The organism is Streptococcus sp. oral taxon 061 (assembly GCF_013394695.1).
GTDB lineage: Bacteria > Bacillota > Bacilli > Lactobacillales > Streptococcaceae > Streptococcus.
Genome location: NZ_CP058258.1, coordinates 587,105 through 599,676, shown reverse-complemented (window position 1 = coordinate 599,676; position 12,572 = coordinate 587,105). Strand labels below are relative to the sequence as shown.

The 12,572-nt window shown below is 38.9% G+C and carries 15 protein-coding genes, 1 tRNA gene and 1 other RNA gene; 5 read left to right on the top strand and 12 right to left on the bottom strand.

Annotation, left to right across the window (positions count from 1 at the left end; translation table 11 throughout):
- The first annotated feature begins 122 nt into the window (after positions 1–122).
- Positions 123–210 (top strand) — tRNA-Ser (locus HW271_RS02890).
- Positions 211–289: 79 nt separating this feature from the next.
- On the opposite strand, the gene HW271_RS02885 is transcribed toward HW271_RS02890, so the two are convergent.
- The 5 genes from HW271_RS02885 to HW271_RS02865 all read right to left on the bottom strand — a co-directional run bounded on the left by HW271_RS02885 (position 290) and on the right by HW271_RS02865 (position 5,262).
- Entirely contained in the window at positions 290–1,624 is a 1,335-nt protein-coding gene (locus HW271_RS02885) for an Nramp family divalent metal transporter (protein ID WP_178894793.1), read from the bottom strand.
- Positions 1,625–2,044: 420 nt separating this feature from the next.
- Positions 2,045–2,392: a transfer-messenger RNA gene (ssrA, locus tag HW271_RS02880) on the bottom strand.
- Between the two features lie 61 nt (positions 2,393–2,453).
- Positions 2,454–3,089, bottom strand: a complete 636-nt coding sequence (locus HW271_RS02875) for an SGNH/GDSL hydrolase family protein (protein ID WP_178894792.1) — start codon at positions 3,087–3,089, stop codon at positions 2,454–2,456.
- A 1-nt stretch (position 3,090) separates the two neighbouring features.
- Positions 3,091–3,918: an HAD family hydrolase gene (locus HW271_RS02870; RefSeq protein WP_178894791.1), complete on the bottom strand. Its 828-nt coding sequence runs from the start codon at positions 3,916–3,918 to the stop codon at positions 3,091–3,093.
- A 24-nt stretch (positions 3,919–3,942) separates the two neighbouring features.
- Entirely contained in the window at positions 3,943–5,262 is a 1,320-nt protein-coding gene (locus tag HW271_RS02865) for a CapA family protein (RefSeq protein ID WP_178894790.1), read from the bottom strand.
- Between the two features lie 147 nt (positions 5,263–5,409).
- Here HW271_RS02865 and def point away from each other — a divergent pair, with 147 nt between their 5' ends.
- Positions 5,410–6,021: a peptide deformylase gene (def, locus tag HW271_RS02860; RefSeq protein WP_178894789.1), complete on the top strand. Its 612-nt coding sequence runs from the start codon at positions 5,410–5,412 to the stop codon at positions 6,019–6,021.
- Positions 6,022–6,065: 44 nt separating this feature from the next.
- Complete coding sequence (rlmB, locus tag HW271_RS02855) at positions 6,066–6,794, top strand: 23S rRNA (guanosine(2251)-2'-O)-methyltransferase RlmB (protein ID WP_006148811.1); 729 nt, start codon at positions 6,066–6,068, stop codon at positions 6,792–6,794.
- 179 nt (positions 6,795–6,973) lie between these two features.
- Here the strand turns inward: rlmB and trxB are convergent, their stop codons facing one another.
- The 7 genes from trxB to HW271_RS02820 all read right to left on the bottom strand — a co-directional run bounded on the left by trxB (position 6,974) and on the right by HW271_RS02820 (position 11,329).
- Positions 6,974–7,885, bottom strand: coding sequence for a thioredoxin-disulfide reductase (gene trxB, locus HW271_RS02850; RefSeq protein WP_178894788.1), 912 nt, complete (start codon positions 7,883–7,885; stop codon positions 6,974–6,976).
- Between the two features lie 65 nt (positions 7,886–7,950).
- The gene (locus tag HW271_RS02845; protein ID WP_004253933.1) at positions 7,951–8,175 is read right to left on the bottom strand and encodes a DUF4059 family protein; all 225 of its coding nucleotides are present in this window, start codon (positions 8,173–8,175) and stop codon (positions 7,951–7,953) included.
- Between the two features lie 79 nt (positions 8,176–8,254).
- The gene (locus HW271_RS02840) at positions 8,255–8,998 is read right to left on the bottom strand and encodes an amino acid ABC transporter ATP-binding protein (RefSeq protein WP_004253930.1); all 744 of its coding nucleotides are present in this window, start codon (positions 8,996–8,998) and stop codon (positions 8,255–8,257) included.
- Positions 8,998–9,798: an amino acid ABC transporter permease gene (locus tag HW271_RS02835; RefSeq protein ID WP_178894787.1), complete on the bottom strand. Its 801-nt coding sequence runs from the start codon at positions 9,796–9,798 to the stop codon at positions 8,998–9,000. The genes HW271_RS02840 and HW271_RS02835 overlap by 1 nt, the downstream gene beginning before the upstream one ends.
- A 156-nt stretch (positions 9,799–9,954) precedes the next feature.
- Complete coding sequence (locus HW271_RS02830; protein ID WP_178894786.1) at positions 9,955–10,311, bottom strand: Spx/MgsR family RNA polymerase-binding regulatory protein; 357 nt, start codon at positions 10,309–10,311, stop codon at positions 9,955–9,957.
- 12 nt (positions 10,312–10,323) lie between these two features.
- Positions 10,324–10,836, bottom strand: a complete 513-nt coding sequence (locus HW271_RS02825; RefSeq protein WP_259274723.1) for a methylated-DNA--[protein]-cysteine S-methyltransferase — start codon at positions 10,834–10,836, stop codon at positions 10,324–10,326.
- Positions 10,829–11,329: a GNAT family N-acetyltransferase gene (locus HW271_RS02820; RefSeq protein ID WP_178895648.1), complete on the bottom strand. Its 501-nt coding sequence runs from the start codon at positions 11,327–11,329 to the stop codon at positions 10,829–10,831. The genes HW271_RS02825 and HW271_RS02820 overlap by 8 nt, the downstream gene beginning before the upstream one ends.
- 134 nt (positions 11,330–11,463) lie before the next feature.
- On the opposite strand from HW271_RS02820, the gene HW271_RS02815 reads away from it, so the two are divergent.
- Both HW271_RS02815 and HW271_RS02810 read left to right on the top strand, forming a co-directional pair.
- On the top strand, positions 11,464–11,919 hold the full coding sequence (locus HW271_RS02815; RefSeq protein WP_178894785.1) for a DUF1836 domain-containing protein: 456 nt from the start codon (positions 11,464–11,466) through the stop codon (positions 11,917–11,919).
- Positions 11,909–12,556 carry a hemolysin III family protein gene (locus HW271_RS02810; RefSeq protein WP_178894784.1) on the top strand — a complete coding sequence of 216 codons (648 nt, stop codon included), beginning with the start codon at positions 11,909–11,911 and terminating at the stop codon, positions 12,554–12,556. Before HW271_RS02815 ends, HW271_RS02810 begins: the two co-directional genes overlap by 11 nt.
- Positions 12,557–12,572: the final 16 nt, after the last annotated feature.

Sequence of the window (12,572 nt, the reverse complement as noted above, 5' to 3'; positions counted from 1 at the left end):
CATAAAAAATATCAAAGTCAAGCATTTTTTGTCAATTTCTTTCATTTTCTATCACTGGATCCTCAACTTTAAATAAATTTGCAAGAAAGAAGGCTTTATGGTAGACTAGGTTAGTAAACAATGGAAGATTACTCAAGAGGCTTAAGAGGCCGTGTTGGAAACGCGGTAGGCGTGTTAAAGCGTGCGTGGGTTCGAATCCCATGTCTTCCGTTTAGTTTCAAAAAAGATACCCAAGAAATCTTGGGTATCTTTTTTCTTATATACTTGTTTTATAACTCGGGTGAATTTCTTAGAAAATATCAAATAACAATTTCACATTGAGAATTGTTAAGATAATGGAAACAATATAACCAAGGATGGTATTCCATTTAGCATTGGTAAATTCGCCCATCAGTGATTTCTTAGAAGTTAGATAAATCAAAGGGAAGATTGAAAATGGAAGAGCGATTGAAAGAAAGACCTGCGAATAAACCAATAACTGATCCAAGGTTTTTTCCTGATGACCAAACACAACCGCTACAATCATGACAGGCAACAAGGCAAAGAGACGAGTTGCCAAACGAATGAACCATTGAGGCAATCTCATATGCAAGAAACCTTCCATAACGATTTGTCCAGTCAAGGTACCCGTAATTGTCGAATTCTGACCACTGGCTAATAAAGCCAAGGCAAACAAGGTTGATAAGGTTGAGCTAGCTATAGCTCCTGCAATAGTAGAATCCTGCAAGGCATTATACATTTGAGAGAAGGCAGAAATCTCGGATGCATGGCCGAAAAAGAGAGCCGCCCCGAGAATTAATAGAAGGGAGTTAACGATAAAGGCCAAGGACAGTTGAAGATTTGAATCCCAGGTCATAAAGCGCACGGCTTTTCGAACATCATTCTTGTCCTTGTGATTGATTTTCCGAGTTTGAGACAAGGAAGAATGCAAATAGAGGTTATGGGGCATCACTGTCGCACCCACGATACCTAACGCCAAGGTTAATTGACTTTCATGCCCTGGCAAAGGACTTTCAAATAAGGTTGCATTCGGTAGATAACCCTCAACGATTCCTTGGAAGCTTGGATGTGACAAAGCTACCAGATAAGTAAAGATTGCTAAAATCGTTAAAATCAGTGTTGTCACAATAGCTTCAATCTTCTTAAAGCCAAATTTCATCAAAAGCAATAAGAGAAAGACATCTAGAACCGTCAAAAGGATGGCTATCATAATCGGAATCTTAAAGAGAAGATTGAGAGCAATCGCTGAACCTAGAACTTCTGCCAGATCTGTCGCCATCAAGGCTAATTCTAAAATCACCCATAGACTATAACGAAGCCATTTAGGTGAATGATGAGCCGTTGCTTGAGCCAGGTCCATCTGGGTTACAATACCAAGCTTTCCTGCCATCTGCTGAAGTTGCATGGCAATGAGAGATGAAATCAAGATAACAAACAAGAGACTATACTTATAGGAAGCACCACCGACTACACTGGTAATCCAGTTTCCTGGATCCATATAACCAACTGCGACAAGAGCACCCGGACCTAAAAAGGCCTTTATATTTTGCCAGAAATGATTGTTATTTGGAGTATCGATAGATTGATTAATCTCAGAGAGTGACATTTTTTTATGAGAAGACATAGATACTTACCTCTTTCTAAACCTACTTTTTCATTATTTTCTATTAGAGAAAAATAAGATTGACTTTAAACTATTAAAACAATGAAAACTATATGAAAAACATTTAGTTTTTTCATTATTTTTCTTAAGGCACCTTAATATTTTTCTTAAGGCACCTTAATATTTTTCTTAAGGCACCTTAATTATAACACAAAAAATGAAAACTATATGAAAAACATTTAGTTTTTTCATTATTTTTCTTAAGGCACCTTAATTATAACAGAAAATATGATAAAAACTTAAGAAAATTCAGGACTTGATTTAATATTTAGGATACAACAAAATGTTGTATTCTTTTTTTGCAAAAGAATACCAAAGAATAAAATAAAAAACGTTGTAAAAACAACGTTTTAGAAAGATTTACAAAACAATGTAAATTATCAATGGAGCCGGTGGGAGTCGAACCCACGTCCAAACACCTGCTAACATATTTGTCTACAACCATAGGTTATGTATTGTTTTAACAGTCCCTCGACACATAACTCAAGCCTAGGAACTGCGAGTCTATAAATCTCTTACCAAACTGCTAGACAAAGCTTGATCGTATCTCGCTAATAATAAGACCTGTCATCAGACACGAGCAATCCGAATCGGGTCACGCCTGCTGGTTTTTAGGCAGCTAGAGCGTAAGAAGTATTATTTTTTGCAGTTATATTTAACTGAGCGTTTACGTCGCCACACGGGTTGCAAAATATGCCTCATAATGCCTGTCGAATCCGTAACGACCCCAAAAGACTATAAAGATATTATACCTTATCTAGGTTAAAAAAGCAAAAATGCAAGTAGATGTCTAGAAAAGTCTAGTTTTCAAGGTTTCTGATAGAGCCTGATAGCCAGAAACGCTAAGGTGAAGCCCATCTGTTGTATGGTCTGATTTGAGTTGCCCTTCCTGATCTAGTAGATTCTCAAAGACAGATACATATTCTACCTGCATGTATGCAGAAGCTAGCTCTTGATAGGCTTGGTTCCAGGCCTTGATTTTCTCATTTGTGCGAATATAAACTGTCTGTTTGTATTCTTCCCCTTGATGAACTGGCAGAATAGAAACTAGCTTAATCTGTGACAGCGGATAGTCACGAGAAATACTTTGAATTACACTTTCAAGATTCTTTAATGCTTGACTCATTGGAACATCTTTCCCGATGTCATTGGTCCCAATCAAAAGCACAATTTGATCCACTGCATCACCATAGAGGTGGGCATCAAGGTTATCTAGTAAAAGTCCAGTTTGATAGCCTCGAATACCTCGGTTTACAATGGTCTTTGTTGTCCCTAGTAATTCTTGCAAGGGATAATACTCAACAATAGAATCTCCAATAAAGATGATATCTGGTTCAATTACAGAAATCTGGTTGAGTTCACGATACTTGGTTTGGATTTTCTCCTGCTCTTTTAAGAGCCAATTTTCTAATAGCTGTACTGCCAAGTTATTCTCCTCTTTCTAGCCAGTTCTCTAAAACTTTGTAAACACCCGCCTGACTGTTGGCTGGAGCTACTTTTGTCGCAACTCTCTTAACAGCCTCTTCTGCATTTTCCATAGCGTATGAAATTCCTGCCAACTCTAACATTTCAATGTCATTTTCACTATCACCGAAGGCCATGATTTGTTCAGGTTTTAAGTTCCAACGTTTGAGTAATTCTACTAGCCCCCACGCTTTATGAATCCCATCTTGTAAGATATCAATACAGCCATAACCGCTGGAAACAGCTCGCACATGCCCATCAAATAGGTCATTAATTTCCTGTAAAACCGAATCCAATCGCTCTTCACCAACTACCATGCTCATCTTGAGAACACCACCGAAGAGATTAGAGTCAAATTCATCGACAAAGTTCATTCGTTGATAGAGCTTCTCAATCATCTCTGGAGTCATAAATTTATCAAGTTCTGTAAAAACAGTACCTTTCTTTACAAAACCACCATTCATCGCAGTTACGACAAACTGATCCTGACATTCTCTACCTTTAAAATGAGCTAAAGCCCTATCAACCATGGCATCATCCCAAGTTTGTGCTTGAATCAATTCATTATTTTCGAATATCCGAGCACCATTAGCAACTACCAGAACGACTCTTTCTGCTAGATGTCCCAGTAATTGTCGCATACGATGAACTTCATTTCCAGTCGCAATGACAAACCGAACGCCACGGTGGTCCAGCTTATCTAAAATTTTCTCTAAGCGAGGAAGGTCTAGTTGACCTCTTGGATCTAACAAAGTACCATCCATATCCGTTGCTACTATCTTAATTTCCATTTTGTCTCCTTGAGATTCGAATCACTACCACTTCAAACCTACATGTTCATTCATTTCTTTATAGGCTGTATCAATCCGTTCCTTGGTAGCCTCGTCTAACTGACTACGGTATTTCCCACCCTCAATAAAGTCTTCCAGGATATAAGTTTGGTAAAGATAGAGTGGGTATCCTTCTGGAGAATAGCCTCCCTTTGGAGTCCTACTCACCCAGCTTGGATGGGCTTGGGCAGTTTCGATAGTCGTTTTACCGGATTTCTTCTTAATGGTCACATCCATGAGAACTCCACGTTCCGTCCACTTGGCATTTTCAACATCCTGCATGGTTTCAATCCGTTGATTTGAGATGAAATTCCCCATAGAGTAAATGATAAGCTTTTTATCACCTTCTTTTTCAACCGTTTCAGCTGGTTCAACAACGTGAGGATGACCACCAAAGATAATATCAGCACCCCAATCAATCATTTTATGGTAAAGTTTCTTTTGCTCCTCAGTCGGCTCAATTTGATACTCAACTCCCATCTGAGGCATGATAATTGTAATATCTGCCTCTTTCTCTGCTCGCTCAATTTCAGCCTTCATTTTATCTTCATCTAAGTCTGAAAGATAGCGATTATAATCCTCTTGAGAAATGCTTTGTTCAATTCCGTTAAAACCATAGGAATAAGCTAAAAGGGCAACTTTAATCCCATTGACTTCCTTGATGACAATAGGTGCTTTATCTCGTGGTTCATGAGTGTAGACTCCGATTGGTGTCATTCCAGCTTTTTCAATCGCATCTGCGGTTGAAACTACTCCCTCAATTTGAGAATCCAAGATATGATTATGAGCCAAGTCTAGCACTTGATAGCCTGCATCTTTTATAGCGTCCATGACTTCACCAGGTGCATTAAATAAGGGGTAACCTGCAAGATAGTGATCTTTATTTACAGTTCCTTCAAAATCACCAATGACCAAGTCAGCTTGCTTAAGCCAAGGCTTTACGTATTCAAAGTTTTCATGAAAATCGTAGGTACCGTCTGCCTTTTTTGCTGAAATGTAGATGATGTCATGGTAAAGCAAATCACCATTTGCCATGATGCGAGCACTTGTTTCCTGTTCCGTTACAGTAGTTTTCTCCTTAGAATCAGCACTCTGACTCACTGTAGTTACACTACTATTCACTAATGGAACTCCCTTAATTCCTTGAGCTAATAAAGTCAAAGCCATCGAAATCGCAACAACAATCAACAACACAACAACAAAGGTTTTATTACTCCATTGGCGATAGTTTCTAAAAAAACGAATAAATTTTCTGACAAGTCCTAAGACAGGATCTTTTTGATTTCTACTACTGCGTTTTTCCATCTTTTCTCTCCTTGCTTTTTAATGCAAGTCTCCTTACTTTATTATACCACAGACAAATTGGTATTTCCTTTTATTAGCAACTTCTGTGACTTTCTTTCTCAACTATTTTGTGTTATCATGGAATTGTAATGGAAGGAAGGAGAGAAGATGTCTGCTATAGAACGTATTACAAAAGCTTCACATTTAATCGATATGAAAGATATTATCCGCGAGGGCAATCCAACCCTACGTGCAGTTGCCGAGGAAGTCAGTTTCCCATTGAGCAATCAAGATATCATCCTTGGTGAGAAAATGATGCAATTTTTGAAACATTCACAAGACCCAGTTATGGCTGAAAAGTTAGGGCTACGTGGAGGAGTCGGACTTGCTGCACCACAACTAGATATCTCAAAACGCATCATTACTGTTTTAGTTCCTAATATCACCGAGGAAGGTGAAACACCTCAAGATGCCTATGACTTACAAGCTGTTATGTACAATCCTAAGATTGTCTCACACTCAGTCCAAGACGCTGCTCTAGGAGAGGGAGAAGGTTGCCTATCAGTCGATCGTGCTGTCCCAGGTTATGTTATCCGCCATGCTCGAGTAACTGTCGACTACTTTGATAAGGACGGTGAAAAACATCGCATCAAGCTAAAAGGCTACAACTCCATCGTTGTACAACATGAAATCGACCACTTAAATGGTGTTATGTTTTATGATCGTATCAATGAAAAGGATCCTTTCGCAGTCAAAGAAGGTTTACTCATTCTGGAATAAAGAAAATCCCGTTCGACAACGGGGTTTTATGTTATAATAGAGCCATGAAAACAAATGATATTGTCTATGGCGTTCACGCCGTTACCGAAGCACTGTTAGCAAATACTGGAAACAAACTCTATCTCCAGGATGATTTACGAGGTAAGAATGTAGAAAAAGTCAAAGAACTGGCAACTGAAAAGAAAGTATCCATTTCTTGGACTTCAAAAAAATCTCTTTCCGAAATGACTGAAGGAGCTGTCCACCAAGGTTTTGTCCTACGTGTTTCTGAATTTGCCTATACTGAACTTGAGCAGATTCTTGCTCAGACTCGCCAAGAAGAAAACCCACTACTATTGATCCTCGATGGACTAACCGACCCTCATAACTTAGGTTCTATCCTAAGAACAGCCGATGCAACCAATGTTTCAGGTGTCATTATTCCCAAGCATCGAGCTGTTGGTGTGACACCCGTAGTTGCAAAAACAGCAACGGGTGCCATCGAGCATGTGCCTATCGCTCGCGTTACCAATCTCAGCCAAACCTTGGATAAACTTAAAGAAGAAGGTTTCTGGACTTTTGGGACCGATATGAATGGAACTCCTTGCCATAAATGGAACACAAGTGGCAAAGTCGCTCTTATTATCGGAAATGAGGGAAAAGGTATCTCAAGTAACATCAAAAAACAAGTGGACGAGATGATCACTATACCAATGAATGGACATGTACAGAGTCTCAATGCAAGCGTTGCTGCTGCTATTCTTATGTACGAAGTCTTCCGCAATCGATTATAAAAAAGTGAGGTTGGGACAAAAGATCCCGACCTCACTTTTTATTAGCAATCAAACTTTGACGCGGTAGCTGATTGAACTTTTTGTTCGTCTTTTAGACTCCAAAAAGCTCCTAATCATCCTCGCAGGGCTGGGACTACGAAATCGAGACTTTGTCTATCGATTTCTGTCCCACCGCCTTTTTAACTATGTTCAGTAATATATTTATAGGCTTCTTGACCTGCAATAGCACCATCTCCAACTGCTGTTGTAACTTGGCGAAGGTCTTTCTGACGAACATCTCCAACTGCAAAGACACCTGCAACACTTGTCTTCATATGGTCATCTGTCACAATCCAACCTGACTCATCTTGGATTTGTAAATCTTTTGTAAAATCGCTGACTGGATCTAAACCAACATAGATAAAGACACCACCAAAGGCATGTTCAGTCACTTGATTTGTTTTAACATTTTCAATGACAACTGACTCCACACGGTTTTCACCCTTGATTTCTTTTACGACAGAATCCCAAATGAAGTTGATTTTTTCATTTGCAAAGGCGCGGTCTTGCAAGACTTTTTGAGCACGAAGCTCATCACGACGGTGAACGATGGTTACAGTTTTGGCAAACTGTGTTAAGAAGATTGCTTCCTCAACCGCTGAGTCACCACCACCTACAACCAACAAATCTTGGTCACGGAAAAAGGCTCCATCACAAACCGCACAGTAGGAAACTCCACGACTATTTAGTTCTTCTTCTCCTGAAACTCCCAGGAGACGGTGCTTAGAACCAGTCGCTACGATAACTGTGCGAGTTTCAAATTCTTCATCGTCTGTGATTACTTTCTTAACATCACCATGGTTCTCAATATTTTCTACAAAGCCATAGAGATGTTCAACACCTAGATTTTCAAGAGGTTCAAACATCTTTTCTGCTAACTCAGGTCCACTAATGTTAGCATAACCTGGATAGTTTTCGATGTCAGAAGTATTGTTCATCTGACCGCCAGGAAGACCACCTTCAATCAAAGCTACTTTGAGATTGCTGCGTGCTGCATACAAGGCTGCAGTCATCCCAGCAGGACCTGCACCGATAATAATCGTATCGTACATTCTCTTTCCTTCTTTCTTGTTGTAACTATTTTTATTCTAACGAATTAAATCCCATTTTACAACTATTAAGCCTTGAGAACCAACAAGATGCTCATGGTTGCAAAAGACAATACTGGAATTGTTAGAACTCCAATCATAATCATATCATAGAGGTGAGCCTGACGCTCCTTAGCAGTTTTATCGACACCTGACAGGGCTCTAAAACCAATCCAAATCCCTAAGACAACCAAGACTAGTAAAATCGTCAAAACCAAACTCTCTAAATACAAAGCAAATAGCTGAACTAGCATGCTCTCTCTCATTTCTATTATTTTTAAAGAGCAAACCCAGTTAGCTTAGCCAACTGAGTTTTTCTTATCTTCTATTATATCAGATATAGGTCCGTTTGTAACTAGCAAAGAACTCTTTTGTTCGTTCTTCTTTAGGATGGTTGATAATCTCATCCGGTGTTCCAGATTCAATAATCTTTCCTTTATCCAAGAATAAAACCTTATCAGCTACTTGAGCAACAAATGACATATCGTGACTAACCAAAACCATAGTTTGACCTGATTTTGCAGCATTAGCAATCGATCTTTCTACCTCACCAACCAATTCTGGGTCCAGTGCTGAAGTCGGTTCATCCAAGAGTAAGACGTCTGGTTTCATGGCTAGAGCACGAGCTATAGCGACCCGTTGTTTTTGTCCTCCAGACAAGTGACGCGGATAATGCTGTTCACGATCAGAAAGCCCAACCTTAGCTAGTTCTTCCTTAGCAATTTCAGTCGCTTCTTCGTCCGATAATTTTTTAACTACCACCAAGCCTTCTTTAACATTATCTAGCGCTGTTCTACGCTCAAATAAATTAAACTGTTGGAAAACCATCGATAATTTACGACGAAGAGTTAGAATTTCTTCTTGCGTAATTTGAGAAAAATCAACTTTGAAATCATCAATCTGAATACTTCCACTATCAGGAGTTTCTAGATAGTTTAGGCTACGAAGAAAAGTTGATTTCCCAGCTCCTGAAGAACCAATTAAGGCAACAACTTCTCCTTTTTGAATATCTAAATTCAGATGATCCAAAACAGTTTGACCTGAAAAGGATTTGCTTAAATTTGAAATTTTAATCATTAGCGAAGCTCTCCTTTCACATCTGTCTCAACATTATCTGGTGCTGTAATAGCCATTTTTCTTTCAATGAAACGGCCAAGATTTTCAATAACGATATTTACCACCCAGTAGACGAGAGCTACTGAGATGAAACGTTCAAAGTAACGATAGTCTGCACCACCCAAAATCTGAGCTTGGGCAAAGACTTCTACAACACCTGCACTGAAAGCTAGGGAAGTCCCCTTGGTCAAGCCAATCAAGGAGTTAATCAAGGTTGGTGTTGCAACTACTGCTGCATTGGGAATAATCACACGACGATAAACTTGCGCACGTGTCATACCAAGACTACGAGCAGCTTCAATCTCACCTGGATTTACAGAAAGAATTGCCGCACGAAGAGTTTCGCTGGCATAGGCTGCCTCGTTAAAAGCAAAAGCCACAATCGCAAATGTTGCTGCTGGAATAGCATTAATGTTCAGAGAAGTTCCCCATTGTTGATTCAAGGCTTTCAAAGCTAATGGAATCCCGTAATAAGTCAACATCAGTTGAACTAAAATTGGGGTTCCTTTTAAGAAACTAACAAAAAATGCTTGTACTGGGTATATAAATCGAACTCGATTGATTTTCACAATCGCAAAGACTAGGGCTAGTATGATACCAAAAAAGGCACCAAATACTGTTAACATCAATGTTGTAGGTAATTGCTGTAGAATTCTTGGAATCCCATCAAAAACCGAACGCCAACTAAACAGTTTGCCATCCGGGATATATTGCATCAAATTTTGATACCAATCAGATGCTAAAATTGTTGTAACATTCATAGAAACATCCTCTCAAGATAATGATTCATTCTATCATACTTATGCTCTAATTAAAAATATTTGCTACGAGCATATCAGATTTCATCTACCTTCTAGTGTATCATACTTTAAAAGTGGGAGGTTATATATTTTATCTATCAAGGAGATAGAAAAAAACTAATTCAAATCCAAGTCCTTGTATGATTTACGATAGCCAATTTGTTTTACAAGACCATTTTCAACTAGTATTGGACGTTTCAATAGCATACCATCACTGGCCAAGAGTTTGGCTGCTTCTTTGTTTGACAATGTTCCAACCTTATCTTTCAACCCGAGTTCACGATACTTGATTCCACTAGTATTGAAAAATTGCTTCAATTCAAATCCCGAAGTTTCGAGCCAGTTTAAAATGACCTTTTCACTCGGAGTCTCTTCAACGATATGAACGTCTTTATATTCTAGTCCGAGTTGATCTAATTCTTTCTTAGCTTTTTTACAAGTTGTACATTTTGGATATTCGACAAATTCTAACATTTTCTTCTCTTTCTATTTTTTATTTTCTTGATAACTTGCATCTTCATGCCTTAAGAGCCAAGCCTTCTTTTCGAGTCCCCAAGCATAGCCTGTCAGACGTCCTCCAGCACCTAGCACACGGTGACAAGGTACAAGGATAGACCAAGGATTGCGACCTACTGCTCCTCCGATTGCTTGAGCAGAAGCCACCTGCAAGTCCTTAGCTATTTGCCCATAAGTAACTGTCTGACCAAAAGGAATTCCTCTCAAGTAGTTCCAGACTCTTTTTTCAAAGTCACTACCGACAGGAGCTAAAGGCATTTCAGATAAGTCTTGATCTTGCCCCTTAAAATAAGTCTCTAAATAGGAAGTGATTTGATTTAAAATGGGATGACTGTCAACAACAGTCACATCATTTTCAGATAATCCCTTCTCAAAATCGCTCTCTTCTTCAATCCATATCCCAAACAAATAGTGGTCATCTGCTAGCAGAGATAGGGGACCAATCGGTGACTTGTATAGCATTTTTACATACTTCTTAGACATTTAATTTTAATTTTTGATAGGCCAAGCGTTCCCCATCTACTGGAACTTTACCAACCTGTTTGAAGCCAAGTTTTTCAAAGATATGCTGCATGGCTATGTTTTTAGCGTGCGTATCTGAACGAAAATCTAGGTAATCGAAGCCTTCAATCAAACCTTCTAAAAAGGTCTGAGCAACACCTTGACCTTGCGCATCTCTAGCAACGGCAATACGGTGAAATACTAAGTATTCTGCTTCATTTCCCTCCCAGTTGCCATCATAAATTGCTTCATAAGCTTTTTCTGGGCTCTTAGTCACTGCTGCATAGGCTAAGAGGTTACCTTCGTCTAGGGCTACATAAGCTTGACCAGAGATGATATCTTCAATAATGGTATCTGCATCTGGGTAGCCGTTTTGCCACTGAGTGCTGCCAGCTTCTGCCAAATATTTCTTGGCTCCCTCAATCACTTGCATAATTGCATCAACTTCGTTTGGAAAGGCTAAGCGAATCTCCATCATTTATCCTCTTTTCATACTATTTTCTCTCATCATAGCATAAATTATTTCTTTCTACAAGCACTTGAAACTTGACTTATTATTTCTAATATTTTATAATCTAGTTATTAAAACTAGATAAAAAGGAGTTGAAAATGAATACCACTTTTTCCTATCCAAAATGGGAAGAAATTCCAAGTATCAATCTCTATCTGGACCAGGTTCTGCTCTATGTCAATCAAATCTGTCCTCCAGCTTCTCCTGACAAGGAGAAAGGTTTGACAGCATCCATGGTGAACAACTATGTCAAACACGGATATATAAGTAAACCTGAAAAGAAAAAATACCAACGCAAACAAATCGCACGATTGATTGCTATTACCACTCTCAAGTCTGTTTTTTCTATCCAAGAAATTGCTCAAACCCTTAATACCCTACACACAGACACTAATTCAGAAGAACTTTACAATGCTTTTGTGGACTATATGAATGAGGACATAGACCCAGCTAATCCTATTATCCGAGCAAGCTGCCAAACGGTCAAACTCTATCATCAAACACTAGCACTAGTCTATACAGAAACCGAAGAGGAGGAAACAAATGAATACTAGTTTCAAACTTAGTAAACGACTTAGTTTTGGAGAAGAAATAGCTAACAGTGTCACCCATGCTGTCGGTGCAGTTATCATGCTCATCTTACTTCCAATTTCATCAACCTATAGTTATGAAGCCCATGGATTTTTATCATCCATTGGTGTTTCGATTTTTGTCATCAGCCTTTTTCTCATGTTTCTTTCATCCACTATTTATCATTCTATGGCTTACGGTTCGACTCATAAGTATGTCTTGCGGATTATTGACCATTCCATGATTTATGTGGCAATCGCTGGATCTTATACTCCTGTGGTTTTAACTTTGATGAACAACTGGTTTGGTTATCTCATTATCGCCATTCAGTGGGGAACGACTATTTTTGGTATTCTTTATAAAATCTTTGCCAAAAAAGTCAATGAAAAATTTAGTCTCATTCTCTACCTCATCATGGGATGGCTAGTTGTAGCAATCTTACCAGCAATTATCAGCCAAACAAATCCAATGTTCTGGTGTCTCATGGTATCAGGAGGCCTATGCTATACAGTTGGTGCTGGGTTCTACGCTAAGAAGAAACCATACTTTCATATGATTTGGCATCTCTTCATCCTAGCAGCCTCAACTCTGCAATACATTGCCATTGTTTATTATATGTAAAAAAAGAAGTTGGGAA

Coding starts and splice junctions, on each gene's coding strand:
- HW271_RS02865 (WP_178894790.1), bottom strand. CDS start 5,262: ATGGAAAAACGCAGTAGTAGAAATCAAAAAGATCCTGTCTTAGGACTT.
- HW271_RS02840 (WP_004253930.1), bottom strand. CDS start 8,998: ATGATTAAAATTTCAAATTTAAGCAAATCCTTTTCAGGTCAAACTGTT.
- HW271_RS02820 (WP_178895648.1), bottom strand. CDS start 11,329: ATGGAGATTCGCTTAGCCTTTCCAAACGAAGTTGATGCAATTATGCAA.
- HW271_RS02835 (WP_178894787.1), bottom strand. CDS start 9,798: ATGAATGTTACAACAATTTTAGCATCTGATTGGTATCAAAATTTGATG.
- rlmB (WP_006148811.1), top strand. CDS start 6,066: ATGAAAACAAATGATATTGTCTATGGCGTTCACGCCGTTACCGAAGCA.
- trxB (WP_178894788.1), bottom strand. CDS start 7,885: ATGTACGATACGATTATTATCGGTGCAGGTCCTGCTGGGATGACTGCA.
- HW271_RS02870 (WP_178894791.1), bottom strand. CDS start 3,918: ATGGAAATTAAGATAGTAGCAACGGATATGGATGGTACTTTGTTAGAT.
- HW271_RS02885 (WP_178894793.1), bottom strand. CDS start 1,624: ATGTCTTCTCATAAAAAAATGTCACTCTCTGAGATTAATCAATCTATC.
- HW271_RS02815 (WP_178894785.1), top strand. CDS start 11,464: ATGAATACCACTTTTTCCTATCCAAAATGGGAAGAAATTCCAAGTATC.
- HW271_RS02845 (WP_004253933.1), bottom strand. CDS start 8,175: ATGCTAGTTCAGCTATTTGCTTTGTATTTAGAGAGTTTGGTTTTGACG.
- HW271_RS02830 (WP_178894786.1), bottom strand. CDS start 10,311: ATGTTAGAATTTGTCGAATATCCAAAATGTACAACTTGTAAAAAAGCT.
- def (WP_178894789.1), top strand. CDS start 5,410: ATGTCTGCTATAGAACGTATTACAAAAGCTTCACATTTAATCGATATG.
- HW271_RS02825 (WP_259274723.1), bottom strand. CDS start 10,836: ATGTCTAAGAAGTATGTAAAAATGCTATACAAGTCACCGATTGGTCCC.
- HW271_RS02810 (WP_178894784.1), top strand. CDS start 11,909: ATGAATACTAGTTTCAAACTTAGTAAACGACTTAGTTTTGGAGAAGAA.